The organism is Comamonas sp. UBA7528 (genome assembly GCF_002479375.1).
Taxonomy (GTDB): Bacteria; Pseudomonadota; Gammaproteobacteria; order Burkholderiales; family Burkholderiaceae_C; genus Comamonas.
In genome coordinates this window covers 375,469-393,334 of the sequence record NZ_DLMU01000010.1, presented here as the reverse complement: position 1 = coordinate 393,334, position 17,866 = coordinate 375,469, and the positions used below count along the sequence as shown (strand labels likewise).

The 17,866-nt window shown below is 67.3% G+C and carries 19 protein-coding genes; 13 read left to right on the top strand and 6 right to left on the bottom strand.

Annotated elements, in window-relative coordinates:
• Positions 1–102 precede the first annotated feature (102 nt).
• Positions 103–1,077, bottom strand: a complete 975-nt coding sequence (locus tag B3349_RS14795; RefSeq protein WP_291589827.1) for a FecR domain-containing protein — start codon at positions 1,075–1,077, stop codon at positions 103–105.
• Positions 1,070–1,621 (bottom strand): sigma-70 family RNA polymerase sigma factor, encoded by a 552-nt coding sequence (locus B3349_RS14790; RefSeq protein WP_291589825.1) that lies wholly within the window; start codon positions 1,619–1,621, stop codon positions 1,070–1,072. The genes B3349_RS14795 and B3349_RS14790 overlap by 8 nt, the downstream gene beginning before the upstream one ends.
• Positions 1,622–1,916: 295 nt before the next feature.
• On the opposite strand from B3349_RS14790, the gene argS reads away from it, so the two are divergent.
• The 7 genes from argS (at position 1,917) to B3349_RS14755 (ending at position 9,420) form a co-directional block, all read left to right on the top strand.
• Positions 1,917–3,626 carry an arginine--tRNA ligase gene (gene argS / locus B3349_RS14785; protein WP_291589823.1) on the top strand — a complete coding sequence of 570 codons (1,710 nt, stop codon included), beginning with the start codon at positions 1,917–1,919 and terminating at the stop codon, positions 3,624–3,626.
• Positions 3,627–3,644: 18 nt separating this feature from the next.
• Positions 3,645–4,334, top strand: a complete 690-nt coding sequence (locus B3349_RS14780; RefSeq protein ID WP_291589821.1) for an SPOR domain-containing protein — start codon at positions 3,645–3,647, stop codon at positions 4,332–4,334.
• Between the two features lie 69 nt (positions 4,335–4,403).
• Positions 4,404–5,054, top strand: coding sequence for a thiol:disulfide interchange protein DsbA/DsbL (locus B3349_RS14775; RefSeq protein ID WP_066541485.1), 651 nt, complete (start codon positions 4,404–4,406; stop codon positions 5,052–5,054).
• Positions 5,055–5,197: 143 nt separating this feature from the next.
• The gene (gene lptA, locus B3349_RS14770) at positions 5,198–5,839 is read left to right on the top strand and encodes a lipopolysaccharide transport periplasmic protein LptA (protein WP_218334069.1); all 642 of its coding nucleotides are present in this window, start codon (positions 5,198–5,200) and stop codon (positions 5,837–5,839) included.
• Complete coding sequence (lptB, locus tag B3349_RS14765; protein WP_098065964.1) at positions 5,836–6,615, top strand: LPS export ABC transporter ATP-binding protein; 780 nt, start codon at positions 5,836–5,838, stop codon at positions 6,613–6,615. The genes lptA and lptB overlap by 4 nt, the downstream gene beginning before the upstream one ends.
• Before the next feature lie 56 nt (positions 6,616–6,671).
• Positions 6,672–8,237, top strand: a complete 1,566-nt coding sequence (locus B3349_RS14760; protein WP_291589818.1) for an RNA polymerase factor sigma-54 — start codon at positions 6,672–6,674, stop codon at positions 8,235–8,237.
• A 169-nt stretch (positions 8,238–8,406) separates the two neighbouring features.
• Positions 8,407–9,420, top strand: coding sequence for a ribokinase (locus tag B3349_RS14755; RefSeq protein ID WP_291589815.1), 1,014 nt, complete (start codon positions 8,407–8,409; stop codon positions 9,418–9,420).
• Between the two features lie 54 nt (positions 9,421–9,474).
• On the opposite strand, the gene B3349_RS14750 is transcribed toward B3349_RS14755, so the two are convergent.
• On the bottom strand, positions 9,475–9,846 hold the full coding sequence (locus tag B3349_RS14750) for a hypothetical protein (protein ID WP_291589813.1): 372 nt from the start codon (positions 9,844–9,846) through the stop codon (positions 9,475–9,477).
• Positions 9,847–9,980: 134 nt separating this feature from the next.
• Between B3349_RS14750 and B3349_RS14745 the strand changes: the two genes are divergently transcribed.
• Together B3349_RS14745 and B3349_RS14740 are read left to right on the top strand one after the other, a co-directional pair.
• On the top strand, positions 9,981–11,285 hold the full coding sequence (locus B3349_RS14745; RefSeq protein WP_291589811.1) for a THUMP domain-containing class I SAM-dependent RNA methyltransferase: 1,305 nt from the start codon (positions 9,981–9,983) through the stop codon (positions 11,283–11,285).
• Positions 11,282–11,782 (top strand): PIN domain-containing protein, encoded by a 501-nt coding sequence (locus B3349_RS14740; RefSeq protein WP_291589810.1) that lies wholly within the window; start codon positions 11,282–11,284, stop codon positions 11,780–11,782. The genes B3349_RS14745 and B3349_RS14740 overlap by 4 nt, the downstream gene beginning before the upstream one ends.
• Here the strand turns inward: B3349_RS14740 and fos are convergent, their stop codons facing one another.
• Positions 11,783–12,196 (bottom strand): fosfomycin resistance glutathione transferase, encoded by a 414-nt coding sequence (fos, locus tag B3349_RS14735; protein ID WP_291589809.1) that lies wholly within the window; start codon positions 12,194–12,196, stop codon positions 11,783–11,785.
• Positions 12,197–12,454: 258 nt separating this feature from the next.
• Here fos and B3349_RS14730 point away from each other — a divergent pair, with 258 nt between their 5' ends.
• Complete coding sequence (locus B3349_RS14730; protein WP_291589807.1) at positions 12,455–12,772, top strand: DMT family transporter; 318 nt, start codon at positions 12,455–12,457, stop codon at positions 12,770–12,772.
• Between the two features lie 231 nt (positions 12,773–13,003).
• On the top strand, positions 13,004–14,149 hold the full coding sequence (locus B3349_RS14725) for a 3-deoxy-7-phosphoheptulonate synthase (protein ID WP_291589805.1): 1,146 nt from the start codon (positions 13,004–13,006) through the stop codon (positions 14,147–14,149).
• Between the two features lie 77 nt (positions 14,150–14,226).
• On the opposite strand, the gene B3349_RS14720 is transcribed toward B3349_RS14725, so the two are convergent.
• Together B3349_RS14720 and B3349_RS14715 are read right to left on the bottom strand one after the other, a co-directional pair.
• Positions 14,227–14,481 carry a hypothetical protein gene (locus B3349_RS14720; RefSeq protein ID WP_291589804.1) on the bottom strand — a complete coding sequence of 85 codons (255 nt, stop codon included), beginning with the start codon at positions 14,479–14,481 and terminating at the stop codon, positions 14,227–14,229.
• 240 nt (positions 14,482–14,721) lie between these two features.
• A complete protein-coding gene (locus B3349_RS14715) occupies positions 14,722–15,720 on the bottom strand; it encodes an isopenicillin N synthase family dioxygenase (RefSeq protein ID WP_291589802.1) in 999 nt (332 codons plus the stop codon).
• A gap of 556 nt (positions 15,721–16,276) precedes the next feature.
• Between B3349_RS14715 and B3349_RS14710 the strand changes: the two genes are divergently transcribed.
• Positions 16,277–17,308, top strand: a complete 1,032-nt coding sequence (locus B3349_RS14710; RefSeq protein WP_291589801.1) for an ABC transporter substrate-binding protein — start codon at positions 16,277–16,279, stop codon at positions 17,306–17,308.
• A complete protein-coding gene (locus tag B3349_RS14705; protein ID WP_291589799.1) occupies positions 17,305–17,850 on the top strand; it encodes a nucleoside deaminase in 546 nt (181 codons plus the stop codon). Before B3349_RS14710 ends, B3349_RS14705 begins: the two co-directional genes overlap by 4 nt.
• Positions 17,851–17,866: the final 16 nt, after the last annotated feature.

The following is a 17,866-nucleotide window of genomic DNA, read 5'->3' as shown; positions in this document are numbered from 1 at the left end:
CAGGGTGCGGGAAGCCGGTTGGGGGGCATGGCAGTGCGGTTGCGGCGGACGGGGGAGCCCATCCCGGGCCCGCGGGATGCCTGGTTTGCTTCCCGTGTGGGCTTACTCGATCGTCACCAGCCAGCCGCCGAGCGCGCGGTGCACGGTGATGGGCAGGGTCTCGGCCAGCGCGGTGAGGGCGCGGTCGGTGTCGTCCAGCGCATAGGTGCCATAGACCTGCAAGGCGGCCGCACGCGGCGCGATGCGCAGCACGCCCGGGCGGTAGGCACGCAGCGCCTGCACCACGTCGGCCAGCGGCTGGTCGTGCACCTGCAGCATGCCGTGCCGCCAGGCGGCCGAGCCTTCCGGGCTGAGCGTGTCGGCATCCTCGATGTCCGTGGCAGTGAAGCGGGCGCTATGCCCTTCGTGCAGCTGGCGCTGCTGGCCGCTGGTGGTGGTGATTTCCACGCTGTGCTCCAGCATGCCCACCAGGCTGGAGGTGTCCTGCAGGCGCACGGTAAAGCGGGTGCCCAGGGCCTGGACCTGGCCATGCACGGTGTGCACGGTGAAGGCGGGGCCGAGATCGGCCTGGGGTGTGGCCTCGGCCAGCAGGGCGCCCTGGCGCAGCCGGACGCGGCGGTGGCCGGGGCGGAAATCCAGGTCCACCGCCGAGCGCGCATCCAGCGTGAGGCGGCTGCCATCGGGGAGCAGAAATTCGCGCCGCTCACCGGTGCCGGTGCGCAGGTCGGCGCTCCATTGCGCGACGGGCTGGTGGCGGTCGGCCAGCCAGGCTGCGCCCACGGCCACGCCGCCCAGGCCCAGGGCACCGCGCAGCACCTGGCGGCGTTTGCGGGTACGGGACTCGGCACGGGCCAGGGTGTCGCTCAGCAGGCGGCCGGCCGCGGGCTGCGGTACGCGCAGCCGTTGCAGCGGCGCCTGCAGCTGCTCCCAGGCGGTGCGGTGCTGCGGGTCGGCGTCCAGCCACTGCGCAAGGCGGTCGCGCTCTGGTGTGCCCATGTCTCCGGAATGCAGCTGCACCAGCCAGCCGATCGCGGCCTCGGTGGCGCTGTCCAGCGGGGTACTGGCGCGGCTAGCCATGGCGGGCCGCCCGCAGGACACCCGCCTGCTGCTGCAGCTGGGCAATGGCAATGCGGCGAAAGGCTTCGGTCATGTGGCGGCGCACCGTGCTGTGCGAAATGCCCAGCTGCTCGGCAATGGCATGGTAGGTCAGTCCGTCGAGCTGGCTGAGCAGGAAAGTCTGCCGGGCCTTGAGTGGCAAGCCCTCCAGCGCCTGGGCAATGGTTTCCAGGGTTTCCAGCAGCAGCGCACGCTCTTCGGGCGAAGGGGCCAGTTCGTCCTGGCGCTGGGCCAGGGCTTCCAGGTAGGCGCGCTCCAGCTCGCGCCGCCGCCACAGGGTGAACAGCAGGCGCTGGGCGATGGTGGTCAGAAACGCGCGCGGCTCGTCAATCCGCATCGGCTGCGGCGCAGCGACCACCCGCAGAAAGGTTTCGGATGCCACGTCCTGCGCTTCGGCCGTGTTGCGCAGGCGGGCCTTCAGCCGGGACAGCAGCCAGGGATGGTGCCCCGCGAACAGTTGCTGGGCCTGCTGCATGGGGTCGAACGGCGGATGCGGCGGGGACATGCCGGCGATTCTATTCTTGAATGAGAATGATTGTTATTTGTTTGAGGCGGTGTCGTGGCATCGCCACGGTGTGCGGGGGCAAGGCGCCGTGGCTGCGCCCCTTGGAAGCCTGCGAAGTTTTATGGAAATGTAAAAAGAGGAGCTGTTTGTGTATATGGCGCAAGGGCTGAGGGCGGTTTGGAGGGTGACCATGCAGGCGCTGCCGCCATTGGCAGGGGGGTGGGCTGCCAGCACGGCCCCAAGGGTGTGGCCATGGGCCGCCGGCAAGATATGGACAGCCACGTAAAATCCCCCGATGCTTTCCGTCAAACAGGATTTGCTCGCAGCCCTGGCTGCCGAGCTCGAAACACTTTCGCCCGGCGCCGGCGCCCGCGCCGCATTTGAAAACCCCAAGGTGGCAGCCCATGGCGACTTCGCCTGCACGGCGGCCATGCAGCTGGCCAAGCCTCTGAAGGCCAATCCCCGCGCACTGGGCGAACAGCTCAAGGCCGCGCTGGAAGCCACGCCCGCGTTCCAGCAGTGGGTGGATGCGATCGAGATCGCCGGTCCTGGCTTTCTGAACATCCGCCTCAAGCCCGCTGCCAAGCAGGAAATCGTGCGCGAAGTGCTGGCGCAGGGGGCCCGCTTCGGCTTCCAGGCCGACCGCGGCGAGAACGTCCTGGTCGAGTTCGTCTCTGCCAACCCCACCGGCCCGCTGCACGTGGGCCATGGCCGCCAGGCGGCGATTGGCGATGCCATCAGCAATCTGTATTCCACCCAGGGCTGGAAGGTGCACCGCGAGTTCTATTACAACGACGCGGGCGTGCAGATCGACACCCTGACCAAGTCCACGCAACTGCGCGCCAAGGGCTTCAAGCCCGGTGACGCGTGCTGGCCGACCGACAGCGAGAACCCGCTGGCCAAGAATTTCTACAACGGTGACTACATTGCCGACATTGCCCAGGCGTTCCTGAACCAGGAAACCGTCAAGGCCGATGACCGCGAGTTCACCGCCAACGGCGATGTCGAGGACTACGACAACATCCGCAACTTTGCCGTGGCCTATCTGCGCAACGAGCAGGACAAGGATCTGCAGGCCTTCAACCTCAAGTTCGACGAGTACTACCTCGAATCGAGCCTGTACCAGAACGGCCATGTGGAAGACACGGTCAAGCGCCTGATCGAAAGCGGTCACACCTACGAGCAGGACGGGGCGCTGTGGCTCAAGTCCACCGACTACGGTGACGACAAAGACCGCGTGATGCGCAAGACCGACGGCACCTACACCTACTTCCTGCCGGATGTGGCCTATCACATCCAGAAGTTCAAGCGCGGTTACGGCAAGGTCGTCAACATCCAGGGGACCGACCACCATGGCACGATCGCCCGCGTGCGCGCCGGTCTGCAGGCGGCGAATGTCGGCATCCCCCAGGGCTACCCCGACTATGTGCTGCACACCATGGTGCGCGTGGTGCGCAATGGCGAGGAAGTGAAGATCAGCAAGCGTGCCGGCTCGTATGTGACGCTGCGCGATCTGATCGAGTGGACCAGCAAGGACGCGGTGCGCTTCTTCCTGCTCTCGCGCAAGCCCGACACCGAATACACCTTCGACGTCGATCTGGCCGTGGCCCAGAACAACGACAACCCGGTGTACTACGTGCAGTACGCCCATGCCCGCATCCAGTCCGTGCTGCGCGCCTGGCAGGAAGCCGGCGGCGCGGGCGTGTCTGCGCTCGAAAAGGTGGACCTGTCCGCGCTGGAAGGCCCCCAGGCCCAGGCGCTGATGCTGCTGCTGGCCAAGTACCCCGAAATGCTGAGCGCTGCCGCAGCAGGCAATGCCCCGCACGACGTGACCTTCTACCTGCGCGATCTGGCATCCAGCTACCACAGCTACTACGACGCCGAGCGCATCCTGGTGGACGATGAAGCGGTCAAGCTGGCGCGTCTGGCCCTGGTCGCCGCGACGGCACAAGTGCTGCACAATGGTCTGGCGGTATTGGGCGTGTCCGCGCCCGATCGTATGTAAGCATTGACTCGCAAAACTATGAAGACCAAGCAACGTGGCGGAACCCTGATCGGGCTGATCCTGGGCATCATCATCGGCCTGGGGGCCGCTCTGGCAGTGGCGGTCTATGTGACCAAGGTGCCGGTGCCCTTCCTGACCAAGACCCCCAAGGACACCGAGGCCAAGGAAGCCGAACGCAACAAGAACTGGGACCCGAATTCGCCGCTGTATGGCAAGAACCCGGCCAACCAGACGCCGACGCAGCCGGTGACCCAGCAGCCCGTGGCGCCCACTGCGCCGCCGGTGGCCACGCCCACCACGCCACCGACCAGCGGTCCGGCCACGGGTGTCAGCACCCCGCCGGCCACCCCGCCGGTGCAGGATGCCAAGAAACCTGACGGCAAGGCCTCCTCGGCGGACCCGCTGGGGGACCTGGCCAACCAGAAGCTCAAGCAGTCGGAGGCCAAGGCGGCGGCCGCCTCGGGCTCGGACGGTTTCGACTACTTTGTGCAGGCGGGTGCCTTCCGCACCCAGGCCGACGCCGATGCCCAGCGTGCCAAGCTGGCCATGCTGGGCTGGGAAGCCCGCGTGAGCGAGCGCGAGCAGAACGGCCGCACCGTGTTCCGGGTGCGGGTGGGTCCGTTCGGCAAGCGTGACGACGCCGAGCAGCTCAAGGGCAAGCTCGACGGCGCCGGGGTGGATTCGGCCCTGGTGCGCGTGCAGCGCTGACAGGCAGAACTTTTTGCCACGGCCCGGCTCTGACTGGGCAGTGAATATCCCCTAACAGGAGTAGCTTTGATGAAACGCCGCGAGTTTTCCTTGGCCGTCACCTCGGTCGCATCTGCCATGGCCCTGGGCGCCACTGCGACCGCCCATGCCCAGGCCGCCGCCCCCAAGGAAGGCAAGGACTATGTGAAACTGTCCAAGCCCGCCACCACCGAGGCACCTGCCGGCAAGGTGGAAGTGGTCGAGTTCTTCTGGTACAGCTGCCCGCATTGCAACGCTTTCGAGCCCGCATTCGCCGCCTGGAAGCAGAAGGCCCCCGCCCATGTGGTGGTGCGCCGTGTGCCCGTGGCCTTCAATGCCAGCTTCGTGCCCCAGCAAAAGCTGTATTTCACGCTGCAGGCCATGGACAACTTTGACGCCATGCACGTCAAGGTGTTCCACGCCATCCACGTGGAGCGCAACAAGCTGGCCACCGATGACGCCATCTTCGAATGGGTGGGCAAGCAGGGCGCGAACGTGGCCAAGTTCAAGGAGATCTACAACTCCTTCACCGTGGCCAACCAGGTGCGCAAGGCTTCGGCGCTGCAGCAGGAATACGATGTGGAGGGCGTGCCTTCCATGGGCGTGGCCGGCAAGTTCTACACCGACGGCCCCCGCGCCGGCAGCATGCAGAACGTGCTGAATGTGGTGGACTATCTGGCCAACCAGAGCCGCAAGGCCTGAGCGGCCCCGCAGGGCCTGAGCGCCCTGCACACAGCCCGCTGGACAGCGGGCTTTTTTGTGTCGATTTCCCTGCGAGTCGCCCACAGGGCAGCCCTGGGGAAAACCAGTGCCCTACAATGGCTGCAAGATTCATGCCTTCTCACATGACACGCAAACTCCTCCCGATACTCGCGCTGACGGTCCTGGCAGCTGCCATGGGCACGGCACAGGCCGAAAAGGCCGATCGCAACAAGCCCATGAACATCGAAGCCGATGCGCTGCACCATGACGAGCTGCAGCAGGTCAGCACGTTCACGGGCAATGTGGTGCTGACCAAGGGCACCATCGTGCTGCGCGGCGCCAAGCTGGAAGTGCGCCAGGACGCCGAGGGTTACCAGTTCGGCAAGGTCTGGGCGGCCCCCGGCAAGCGCGCGTTCTTCCGCCAGAAGCGCGACACCCAGCCCGGCGCACCCGAAGAGTACGTGGAAGGCGAAGGCGAAATCATCGAATACGACGGCAAGAAGGACGATGTGCGCTTGATCCAGCGGGGCCAGCTGCGCCGCTACACCGGCGCCACGCTGAGTGACGACATCACCGGCAACATCATCACCTACAACAACCTGACCGATGTGTTCACCGTGGACGGCAACCGCCGCGCCACGCCGGGCAGCGAGGAAGCTGCCGCCGGCTCCGGCGGCCGCGTGCGCGCCGTGCTGGCGCCCAAGACCCAGCCCCCGCAGGCCCCGGTGGCGCCGAGTGCGCAGCCGCTCAAGCCTTCGGACACCATGAAATTGCGCAACCCGTGACCCGCTCTTCCGACACCCCGACCGCCCCAGGCGCCAGCAGCCGCCTGGAAGTGCACCATCTGGCCAAGTCCTATGGCAGCCGCAAGGTGGTCAAGGACGTGTCCCTGGCCGTGCAGAAAGGCGAAGTGGTGGGCCTGCTCGGCCCCAATGGCGCGGGCAAGACCACCTCGTTCTACATGATTGTGGGCCTGGTGCGCAGCGATGCCGGCGACATCTACATCGACGGCCATTCGGTGGCGAACATGCCCATCCACCAGCGTTCGCGCCTGGGCCTGTCCTATCTGCCGCAGGAAGCCTCGATCTTCCGCAAGCTCAGCGTGGAAGACAATGTGCGCGCCGTGCTGGAGCTGCAGCAGGACGAACAGGGCAAGCCCCTGACCAAGGCCGAGGTGGAGCGGCGCCTGACCGATCTGCTCAAGGAGCTGCGCGTGGACCACCTGCGCTCCTCGCCGGCGATTGCGCTGTCGGGTGGCGAGCGCCGCCGCGTGGAAATCGCCCGGGCCCTGGCCACGCAGCCGCGCTTCATCCTGCTGGACGAGCCGTTTGCGGGTATCGACCCCATCGCGGTGATCGAGATCCAGCGCATCATCGGCTTCCTCAAGGAGCGCGGTATCGGGGTGCTGATCACCGACCACAACGTGCGCGAGACGCTGGGCATCTGCGACCACGCCTTCATCATCAGCGACGGCCATGTGCTGGCGCAGGGCACACCGGAAGAGATTGTGGAGAACGCCGACGTCCGGCGGGTCTACCTGGGCGAACATTTCAGGATGTAGCCCGCCACTTCCGCCGCCACGACACACACACAAGATCACAGAGAGGGAGCGTCGCGTTGAAGCCTGGTTTGTCACTGCGGGTGTCGCAGCATTTGGCGCTGACGCCGCAATTGCAGCAGTCGATCCGCTTGCTGCAGCTGTCCACGCTGGAGCTGGCGCAGGAAGTCGAGCAGATGCTCGACGACAACCCGTTTCTGGAAGTCGACAGCGACGATGCCCCCCGTGAAGACTTCGGCCTGTCCCAGTCGGACACGCCGGCGCAGGGCGATGACTATGCCGCCGATGGTGCGCTGACGGCAGGGGCTGCGGAGGCGCCCGCCGACAGTGCGGAAGGCCCCGGCAGCGCGGAATACGATGCCCCCGACTGGGAGGGCGACGGCACCAGCGAACTGCGTCCCGATGACAGCGAATGGGGCGGCGATGCCCCGGCGCGCAACGCCCAGGGCGGCGATGGTGACGAAGTCAGCGCCCTGGACCTGGCCCGCGCACATGAATCGCTGACCGACCACCTGCTGCGCCAGTCGCTGTCGCTGCACCTGTCCGAGCTGGACCGTTATGTGCTGCGTTTCCTGATCGAGAACCTGAACGACGACGGTTACCTCGAAGAGTCGCTGCAGTCCCTGGCCGAGGGCTTGGCCGGCACGGACGACCCGGAGCAGCTCGACGAATTGGTGCACCGCTTCACCGTGGCACTGCGGCTGCTGCACAGCCTGGAGCCGGTGGGCGTGGGCGCCCAGGGCTTGGCGGAATGCCTGCAGCTGCAGCTGAACCATTTGCTGCAGCGCGGTGAGGCCGAGGCCAGTGTGGTGGAGACGGCGCTGGCCATCTGTGCCCAGCCGCTGGACCTGCTGGCACGGCGCGATGTGCGCCGCCTGATGCAGGCCACCGGCAGCAGCGAAGAGCGCACGCGCACGGCCATGGCACTGATCGCCCGGCTGGAGCCTCGGCCCGGCCGGCGCTTTGTCAATGTGGAGCGCAACATCATCGTGCCGGACGTGATCGTCACCCGCGCCGGCCGCCGCGCCAGCGAAGGCACGCCCCAGTTCAACGTGCAGCTCAACCCCGACGTGCTGCCGCGTCTGCGCGTGCACGATGTGTATGCCGGTGCGCTGCGCGGCCACAAGGGCAGCGAAGGCCATGCCGGTCTGCAGCAGCGCCTGCAGGAAGCGCGCTGGTTCATCAAGAACGTGCAGCAGCGCTTCGACACCATCTTGCGGGTGTCGCGTGCCATCGTGGAGCGGCAGAAGAACTTCTTCGTGCACGGCGAGCTGGCCATGCGCCCGCTGGTGCTGCGCGACATCGCCGACGAGCTGGGTCTGCACGAATCCACCATCAGCCGGGTGACCACCGCCAAGTACATGGCCACGCCGCACGGCACCTTCGAGCTCAAGTATTTCTTCGGCTCCGGGCTGGGCACGGAAACCGGCGGCAATGCCTCCAGCACGGCGGTGCGGGCGCTGATCAAGCAGTTTGTCTCGGCCGAGAACGCCAAGAAGCCGCTGTCGGACAGCCAGATCGCTGAGATGCTCAAGGAGCAGGGCATCGAGTGCGCCCGCCGTACCGTGGCCAAATACCGTGAGGCGCTGAAGATCGCGCCGGCCAATCTGCGCAAGACGCTGTAAGCCCGGACTGGGCCCGTGCGGAGGCGGGGCGCCTGCGGGCATGCTGCGCTGCCGCAAGCCCCCGGATGCGTGCAAACCGGCTGGGCAGCGCCGGCAGTTGGAGGTATCGTGCAGCCATCCTTGGTTCATTCCGCACATGCCACGGCCGTTGGCAGCAAAGGAGACTCCCATGGTTGCCCCGCTTTCTTCCTCCGCGCTGCCCCGCAAGCTGCTGTCGGCGCAGCCCGAACCCGATCACCCGCACAGCGTGGCCCGCATCGCCGTCGTGGGCAGCCTGCACATGGATGCGGTGCTGCACCTGGAACGCGTGCCCCACGCCGGGGAAACCGTGATGGCCCACAGCCTGCGCTACCTGCCCGGCGGCAAAGGCGGCAACCAGGCAGTGGCCTGCGCACGCCACGGCGCCCAGGTCACGCTGTTCGGCTGCGTGGGGCGTGACCACCATGGCAACAGCCTGCGGCTGGCGCTGCACGACGCCGGCGTGGAGATGGACCATGTGCAGGTGCTGGATGGCGTGTCCACCGGTGCGGCCATGGTGCTGGTGGAGGGCAATGGCCAGAACCGGGTCTGCGTGGTGCCCGGTGCCAATGTGCTACTGGAGCTGCCGGACGAGGTGCTGCTGAATGTGCTGGCCCAGGCCGATTTCGTGCTGCTGCAGCGTGAAACCGCCGACAGCGTGCTGGAGCAGGTGCTGGAGGCGGCACGCAGCGCTGGCTGTCGCGTGGTCTTCAATCCCTCGCCGGTGCGCGAGGTGCCCGAGGCCTGGTGGCCCCTGGTCCACACCCTGGTGGTTAATGAGGTCGAGGCCGGTGCCTACAGCGATCAGGCGGTGGACAGCCCGGCCGCGGCGGCCGATGCCGCACAGCGCCTGCTGGCGCGGGGCGTGTCCCAGGTGGTGGTCACGCTGGGAGCCCAGGGCGCGGTGGCCGTGTGCGGAGGGCGTGTCAGCACCCATCCCGCGCTGGCGCTGCCGGTGCTGGACACCACGGGTGCGGGCGACAGCTTTCTGGGGGCGCTGGTCACCCGCCTGGCCGAAGGCCATGCCCTGGCCGATGCCGTGCAATGGGGCATACGTGCTGCCAGCCTGTGCATGGGCCAGGTGGGCGCACAGCCGTCCATACCGCAGCGCACCCAGGTCGAAGCCCTGGCCGGTGGCGCGGCCAGCCCGTTGCATGTGCAGTAGGCGACGCAGGGACGGGCGCGCCAGACCCCGTGCGGAGCTGCGTGCGCGCAGTGCTCAGCGGGTGCTGCCGTCGCAGTAGGCGTGCCAGCCTGCCGGGGTGTTTTCAAAGCCGCGTTGCAGGGCCAGCTCCCAGGGGCGCTCGCAGCTCTTGGTGCGCTCGCACCAGGCGTGGCCGGTGGACGGCTTGCAGCCATGGCTGTCGGTGCGCTTGCCCAGAATGGGTTCCGCCGGGACTTCGTCCACTGGCTGAGGTTCGGCCATGACGGGCGCCGGTGCCGCAGCGGGCACGGCCTGGTCGGCGGTGGCAGGGGCTGCAGGCCGGCTGGGCGCGGACTGGCAGGCGCTGAGCAGGGCCAGGGCCGAAGCTGCCAGCAGCAGGCGGACACGGGCCAGCGCCGGGACAGAGGTCAGGAAATGCGTAGACATGCCCGCATCGTACGCAAATCCAGGCGGAACGGAGTGTCCGAGAGGCCAGCAGGGGAGCGTGGGCCTCCGCAGAGGGGGCAGAACTCCACTGCGCGCCGTGGCTGGGGTGTCTCGCGTATCCTTGGCGGCTTGCTATGAACCAATTGCACCTGTTTTTGCCCTGCGCCGCCGGCGTCGAGGGCCTTTTGGCCGACGAGGTCCATTCCATCACTGGCGCCAGCGGGCAAGACCTGCTGGTGGGCCGGGGCGGCGTGATGCTGCGCGGCATGTGGCGTGACGCCATGCTGCTCAACCTGCACAGCCGGCTGGCGCAGCGCGTGCTGATCGAGCTGTCGCACAGCATGTACCGCAACGAGAACGATCTGTACCGCGCGGCCAGCGAGGTGGCCTGGGAGATCTGGTTCTCGCCCAAAGAGACGTTCAAGATCGAAGTCACGTCCCAGCACAGCCCGCTGACCAGCCTGAACTTTGCCGCCTTGCGCGTGAAGGACGCCATTGCCGACCGCTTCCGCGCGAAGCGCCACGGCGTGCGCCCCAGCGTGGAGACGCACCACCCCGATGTGCGCGTGCACCTGCACCTGACCACCGACGGCGCCACCATCTACATCGACACCTCGGGCGAGGCGCTGTTCAAGCGCGGCTGGCGCGAAGACAAAGGCGACGCCCCGCTGAAGGAAACCCTGGCCGCCGCGATGCTGGCCGCCAGTGGCTGGAACCCGCATGGCGAACACCCCCAGCCGCTGTACGACCCCTGCTGCGGCAGCGGCACTTTGGTGATCGAGGCCGCGCAGATTGCACGAAAGATCCCTGCCGGCATCCTGCGCCGCTTTGCGTTCGAGAAGCTGGTGCCGTTCCAGCGCCATGTCTGGGAAGCCATGCTGGATGAAGCGGAAAGCGCCATCCTGCCGGAATCGCCCGTGGGCATTTACGGCTCCGACATTGCCTTCCGGATGGTGGACTTTGCCCAGCGCAATGCCGAGCGCGCGGGGGTGGCCGACACCATCCAGCTGCGCGGCGGCGATGCGCTGCAGCGCATGCCCCCCAGCGAAGAGCCCGGCATGCTGATTCTGAACCCGCCGTATGGCGAGCGGATTGCCGCGGCCGGCTCGGCAGGCCGCAATGCCGCAGAGCGCATGGGGCAGGTCGAGCGCGCAGGCCGCGAAACCGCGCAGACTGAAGACGGCGGTGAGTTCTTCAGCCAGCTGGCCAGCCACTGGAAGAAAAACTACAGTGGCTGGAGCGCGTGGATGCTGACCCCCGATCTCAAGCTGCCGGGCAAGATGCGCCTCAAGGAATCGCGCCGCACGCCGATGTGGAACGGCCCGATCGAGTGCCGTCTGTTCTGCTTCGACATGGTCAAGGGCTCGACCAAGCCCCGCAAGCAGGAGGGCGCCTCCGGCGCACCGGAAGGCCCAGGGGCCGAAGGGCAGGGGGCATGAAGATCGCTCCGTTGCGCTGGCCGTCCTGCAACGACGGCTATGCCGGTCCGCTGCCGCGTCCCATGGTGCTGGACACCAATGTGGTGCTGGACATGCTGATCTTTGACGATCCGCACATTCCCTCCATCCGGGAACTGGTCGCACGGGGCGAAGTGCGCTGGATTGCCGACCAGGCCCAGCGCACCGAGCTGGAGCGCGTGCTCCACTACAGCCAGATCGCTCCGCGCGTCAGCCACTACGGCAAGACGCCGCAAGGCGTGATGGCGGACTTTGACGCGGCCGTCGAATACGTGGCCGAGGCGCCCAAGATCCGCTTCACCTGTACCGACCCGGACGACCAGCATTTCCTGGATCTGGCCAGCCTGCACCAGGCCGTGCTGGTCAGCAAGGACCGGGCCGTGCTCAAGCAGCGCAAGCGCGTGGCCACGCACTACGGTGCGACGGTGGGCAATGTGGTGGTGCTGGACGCAGCCGAGCCGGCCGCCGCAGCGGCGTAGTCAATCAAAGAACTGCATGCCCGCATAGGGCTGCCGCCGGCACTGCGCCAGCCGGCTTTCCAGTGTGCCCACATGGGCTTCCAGCGCATGGCCGTCGGGGTCCAGAAAATAGAAGGAATCGCCTTCGCTGCGGTTGGTCTTCCATTCGCGCACGCCCTGGGCACGGGCGTGCGCCACAAAAGGCGCAAAGTCGGCCTGCGACAGGCTGAAGGCATAGTGGGTGTAGTCCGCTGGGGCGGCGACGGGGACGCGTTGCGCATCTGGCGACAGGCAGATCCACAGACCGCCCAGCGTCAGGTACGCGCCCCCATCCCAGCGTGCATGCAGGCGGCAGCCCAGCACCTGGGTGTAGAAGTCCAGGCTGCACGGCAGATCGGTCACGGCCAGTGTCAGGTGGTTCAGGGCGGTCAGCATGGGGTGGCGTGGGGGTGTGCAAACACCTTTGCATGCTAGGGCAGTGCGCGCCGGTTGCTCACCTTTTTGGGGATGACTGTGGCGTGCCAACCACCCATGCGCGGCCGGGCCATGCGGGCGGACGGTGCCCACGGCCGCCGCTGCGGCTAGGATGGCCCTGTTTTCGGTGTGCAGGGACGGCCCTGCACCGCTGGTCCCTGCGGGGCAGCCGCCGCTTGCTGGGACGACCCGGCCATGCAACCGTTTCAGGAGTGGTTTATGGCATGGGTGTATCTGTTGATCGCAGGCGTTCTGGAAGTGGTGTGGGCCTTCACCATGAAGCAGTCCCACGGGTTCACCAACTTCAAATACAGTGCCATCACCCTGGTGGCGATGGTCGCCAGCTTTGGTCTGCTGTCGGTGGCCATGCGCACGCTGCCGCTGGGCACGGCCTATACCATCTGGACCGGCATCGGCGCCGTGGGCGCCTTTGTGGTGGGCATCACCGTGCTGGGGGAGCAGATCAGCGCCCTGCGCATGCTGGCCGCCGTGCTGATCGTCAGCGGTCTGGTGCTGATGAAGCTGTCTTCCGAGTGAAGGCCCGGGCGGTGGCGGTGGCCTGGGCAGCGCTGCAGCCACGGCGCCAGCTGCTGCTGGCAGAGGACGGGGCCATGGCATCGCTGTGTCGGTGCCGGTCGGAGGCCCGGCCTCGGACCGCCAGCGTGGCCGTGGCCAGGCCGTAGCAGTCGGGTGGGGGTCTGCCAGACTGCCGGTGTCTGCACGCAAGGTCATCGCCCAGGGGAAAGCGCATGGCGCGACAATAGCGGGATGACTTCCTCCACGACGCCCCTGCCTCCCTCTGCTGCAACGGTCCGCAAGGCCGTGCCCGCCTCTCCCAAGCTGACCACGCTGGACAAGACCCGTGTGGACGACACGCGCATCAAGATCGTGCGTCCGCTGCTGACGCCGGCGCTGCTGGAAGAGTGGCTGCCGATCACCGAGCAGGCCTACGCACTGGTGGAGTCCAGCCGTGCCGCCATCTCGCGCGTGCTGCATGGGCAGGATGACCGTCTGGTGGTGGTGGTGGGGCCGTGCTCCATCCACGACCACGATCAGGCCATGGACTATGCCCGCCAGCTCAAGGTGCAGGCCGATGCCCTGCAGGACGATCTGCTGATCGTGATGCGCGTGTACTTTGAAAAGCCGCGCACCACGGTGGGCTGGAAGGGCTACATCAACGACCCGCACCGCGATGGCAGCTTTGCCGTGAACGAAGGGCTGGAGATGGCGCGCCGCCTGCTGCTGGATGTGCTGGAGCTGGGCTTGCCGGCGGGCACGGAGTTTCTGGACCTGCTGTCCCCCCAGTTCATCAGCGATCTGGTCAGCTGGGGCGCCATCGGTGCCCGCACGACCGAAAGCCAGAGCCACCGCCAGCTGGCCAGCGGTCTGTCCTGCCCCGTCGGTTTCAAGAACGGCACGGATGGCGGTGTCAAGGTGGCCAGCGATGCCATGCTGGCCGCAGCGTCCAGCCATGCCTTCATGGGCATCACCAAGATGGGCCAGAGCGCCATCTTTGAAACGCGTGGCAACCAGGATTGCCACATCATTTTGCGCGGCGGCAAGGCGCCCAATTACGACGCGGCCCATGTGCAGGCCGCGTGCGAGCTGCTGGAAAAAAGCGGCCTGCGCCCGCAGGTGATGGTCGATCTGTCGCACGCCAACAGCAGCAAGCAGCACCGCCGCCAGATCGACGTGGCTGCCAATGTGGCGGAGCAGGTGGCGGGTGGCGATGCCCGCATCACCGGCGTGATGATCGAAAGCCATATCCACGAAGGCCGCCAGGACATCGTGGATGGCGCCGAGCTGGCCTATGGCGTGTCGCTGACGGATGCCTGCATCAGCATGGAGCAGACCGTGCCCGTGCTGCAGCAGCTGGCGGCCGCGGTGCGCGCACGCCGGGCACACCAGGCCTGAGCGGGTGGAGGGTGCGGCAGTGCTGCGGCCATGGCCGTAGCGTGGGCGCCTGCATGCCGTTCATTCGCTGGTTCCGCTCACTCCGCGGGAGCCCGATCCTGATCGGCTTCCACGGCGGACGTGGTCGCGGTGCTCTGGGCAGGGTCGGGCGGTGCGGGCTGCAGCCAGATGCCGCTGAGCAGTGCCAGGGTCGCGATGGCGGCGGCCGCCATCAGCAACTGGCTGCGGTAGCGCAGGTGCAAAGGGGGCACCGAGGCCTGCGGGTGGGAGCGCGCATGGAGCCGGAAGTGCAGGCGGTCATGCGCCCGGTGGGCGTGGAGGGTGTGGCGCATGGCAGGGCTCCGTAGCGACGTGCTGCCGTTATGCGCCGTTTATCCCCTGCTGTGGCGTGGGAGCCCGTGAGGCTGCGGTGTAGGAAAAGCATGTGCCCGTGCCGCGCCTGCCAGCGCACCGCTCTACCGAGCGCCAGCCGCGCTGGCAGCGCCGCATCCGGGGACGGATACGGGCGCTGCAGGGGCGCAGACAGCCCCGCGCTTTCCTGCGGGGGCGTGCGCCTGCGCTGCCGGGTTGTCTCAGTACTTGTTGGAGAAATTGGCGCTGATGCGCTGCTTCAGGTACTCGGCGGCGGTGATGTCCGGGTATTTGCCGCTCTTGCTGTGGATGAGCACATCCTCGTCTGCCTGGCAGAAGAAGGCCAGGCTGTAGCGGTCGCCCTGGTATTCGTGCGCGGCGGGGTTCTTCACGCGGTGGAAGTTGGAGGGCAACTGGTCATCGCTCCAGCGCATCAGCATGTCGCCGATATTGCAGGTGATCACGCCTTCCACGGGCTCCACCGGGGTCCAGGCCCGGCCTTCCATTTCCTTGCCGGGCAGCACCTGCAGCCCCCCTTGGCCGGGGCGCTGGAACAGCAGGGTCAGGCAGTCGAAGTCGGTGTGCGCACCGGCGCGCCAGGCGCCGGGTTCCTGGCCGGGCTGGGGCGCAAAGTAGCGCAGCATGCGCAGCGTGCTCTGGTAGTGCGGGCTGGCCGGGTTGTGGGCGCGGGTGAAGAAGTCGCGTTCCATGCCCAGCTTGTCGGCAAAGCAGGAGAGCACGCGCATGCCCACGGCCCAGCATTGCGCCTCGAAGCCCAGGGTGTCGGCCTGGAAGCCGGGCAGCTCGGCCTCGGTCGGCCACAGGCCGGCCATGCGCGGGCGGGTGACCTGGTAGCTTTCCTTCAGGTCGGCCTTGCCGGTGGACGGGCGGATCTGCGCACGGCTTTCCCAGCCGGCGTTGCGCGCCAGCGGCCACTGGGCCTTGGTGGCCTCGGCCTGCGCAAAGAAGGCGGCGGAGCGGGCGAATGCCGCGTCGATGTCGGACTGGGCGATGCCGTGGTGGCTGACCTGGAAGAAGCCGATCTCCACCGCAGCGCTCCACAGCTGCTCGGTGATCTCGGCACGGCGGGCCTCGAAGTCGCTCAGATCGATCACGCGCACTTCGCGCGCCACGGTCGTGCCTTCGGTGCCCATGGTGGATTCCTTGCGCAGTTCTTCCAGCGCAAAGTCGGAGGGGGTGGTGGTGACAGGGTTCAGCATGGCTGGCTTTCCAAAACAGGGAGCAGGGGAGTGCTCCGGTGTGGTGAATGCCCCAGGCTGGGTGGCCGTGCACGCTGCTGGTGCAGCGGTCTTGCAGGTGGCGTCCAGCCCTCAGGCGCGGCGCACGGTGCGGGGCTTCCCGCCGCTGTGCGGCCTGAGCAATTTCCTGCCCGCTCCCTGTGGTGCAGGGGGCGGTGCTGAACGCTTCTACTCGTGCGCTGCACATGCATGCACAAGCTGTGCCAGCGTGCCGGACCGGATGCCGGGGCGTACCGTGCACCGGTGGCATGGCGGCCACGCGCCGTGGCGCTGGTCCGGCGCAAAGTTGCGGAAGTTTTTGCGCTGCATCAAACATCTGGCACGGCAAATGCTTGCAGCGCCGAACGAGTAGAAGCGTTCAGCGCAAGGCGGCTGCATCCAGCCGCCAACGCCCGGAAATTGCTCAACCTGCCTTGCCACCACCGTTGCAAGGGAGCGGGTTGTGGCATGGGCGCGGGCCCGGTTGCTTTCTGCTTTCCGGCGGCGGCGTGGCACCCACGATCCCAGGAGATTTGCCATGCAACGCCGTCACTTCCTCTCCAGCGCCTGTGCGCTGACCGCTGCTTCCGCTCTGCCGCTGGCCGTGCACGCCCAAACCAAGACCCTGCAACCGCTCAAACTCACGCTGGACTTCAAGTTCAGCAGCCAGACCGCGCCCTTTGTGCTGGCTGCCGCCAAAGGCTATTACGCGGCCGAAGGCCTGGAGGTGCAGATCGATTCCGGCTCCGGCTCGGTGGCCTCCATCACCCGTGTGGCCTCCGGTGCCTACGACCTGGGCCTGGGCGACATCAGTGCGCTGATCGAGGCCCATGCCAAGGCCGAGACCGCGTTGCCGGTGCAGGCGGTCTATCAGTACTACAACCGTGCGCCGTTTGTCATCATCGGTCGCAAGGACCGGGGCGTGGGCACCAGCTTTGCCAGCCTGCAGGGCAAGAAGGTGGCGGCGGCGGCGGTGGAGTCCACCCGCCGCAGCTGGCCCATGGTGGCCAAGCAGCAGAAGCTGGGGGCCGACCTGTTCCAGTGGGTGACCACCGATTTCTCCGCACGCGACAACGTGGTGGTGCGCGGTGATGTGGATGCCGCCACCTATTTCCACGATTCCGCGGTCTCGCTGTTCCAGCGCATGCCGCCGGCCCAGCTGAGCGTGCTGTCGTATGCCGATGCCGGCGTGCACCTGTATGGCAATGCGGTGCTGGCTTCCACCAAGCTGATGCAGGAACGCCCTGAAGCGCTGAAAGGCTTTTTGCGTGCCACACAGCGTGCCCTGGTGGAAATGCTGGCCAACCCCCAGGCCGGCCTGGATGCCGTGCGCCAGCGCGACCCGCTGCTGCGCGCCGATCTGGAAGCCGCGCGCTGGGCCATCACCCGCGGCTACCTGGCCACCGCCGAAACGCAAGCTGCCGGACTGGGCCGCATCGTGCCTGCGGTGCTGAAACAGCAGATCGCCGAGGTGGGTGAGACCTTTGCGCTGGGCCAGCTGCCGGCACCCGAGAAGCTGTGGAACACCGCCTTCCTGCCGGCCGCGGTCAAGCAAGGGAGCGCCGCATGAACGCGGTTGAAAACATTTTTGCAAGCCCGCCAGCCGGGCAGGCGGTGCTGGCCGCAGAGGAGGCCGTGGATGAACGGGATGGCCGCTATCTGCGCCAGGCCATCGCGCTGTCGCGCACCGCGCGCGAGCGGGGCAACCGGCCTTTCGGTTCGGTCATCATCGCTGCCGACGGCACGGTGCTGGGCCAGGGCTGGAACAGCAATGGCGAAACCGGGGACTGCACGGCCCATGCCGAAGTGCAGGCCATCCGCGACGCCTGCCAGCGCCACGACCGCGCCACGCTGGAGACCGCCACCATCTATGCGTCCGGCGAGCCTTGTGTGATGTGTGCTGGCGCCATCTTCTGGGCCAACATCCGCCGTGTGGTCTATGGCATCGACGACCGCCGCCTGCGCGTGTTCCGCGGCGAGCGCCTGGACCAGCGCGATGTGGAGCTGTCCTGCCGGGATGTGTTCCGTGCAGCGCCCTTTGCCATGGAATGCACCGGCCCGGCACTGATCGACGAGGCCACCGCCCCTCATGTAGGGGCGTGGAAAGCGTAAGCGGTGAGCGCGAGGT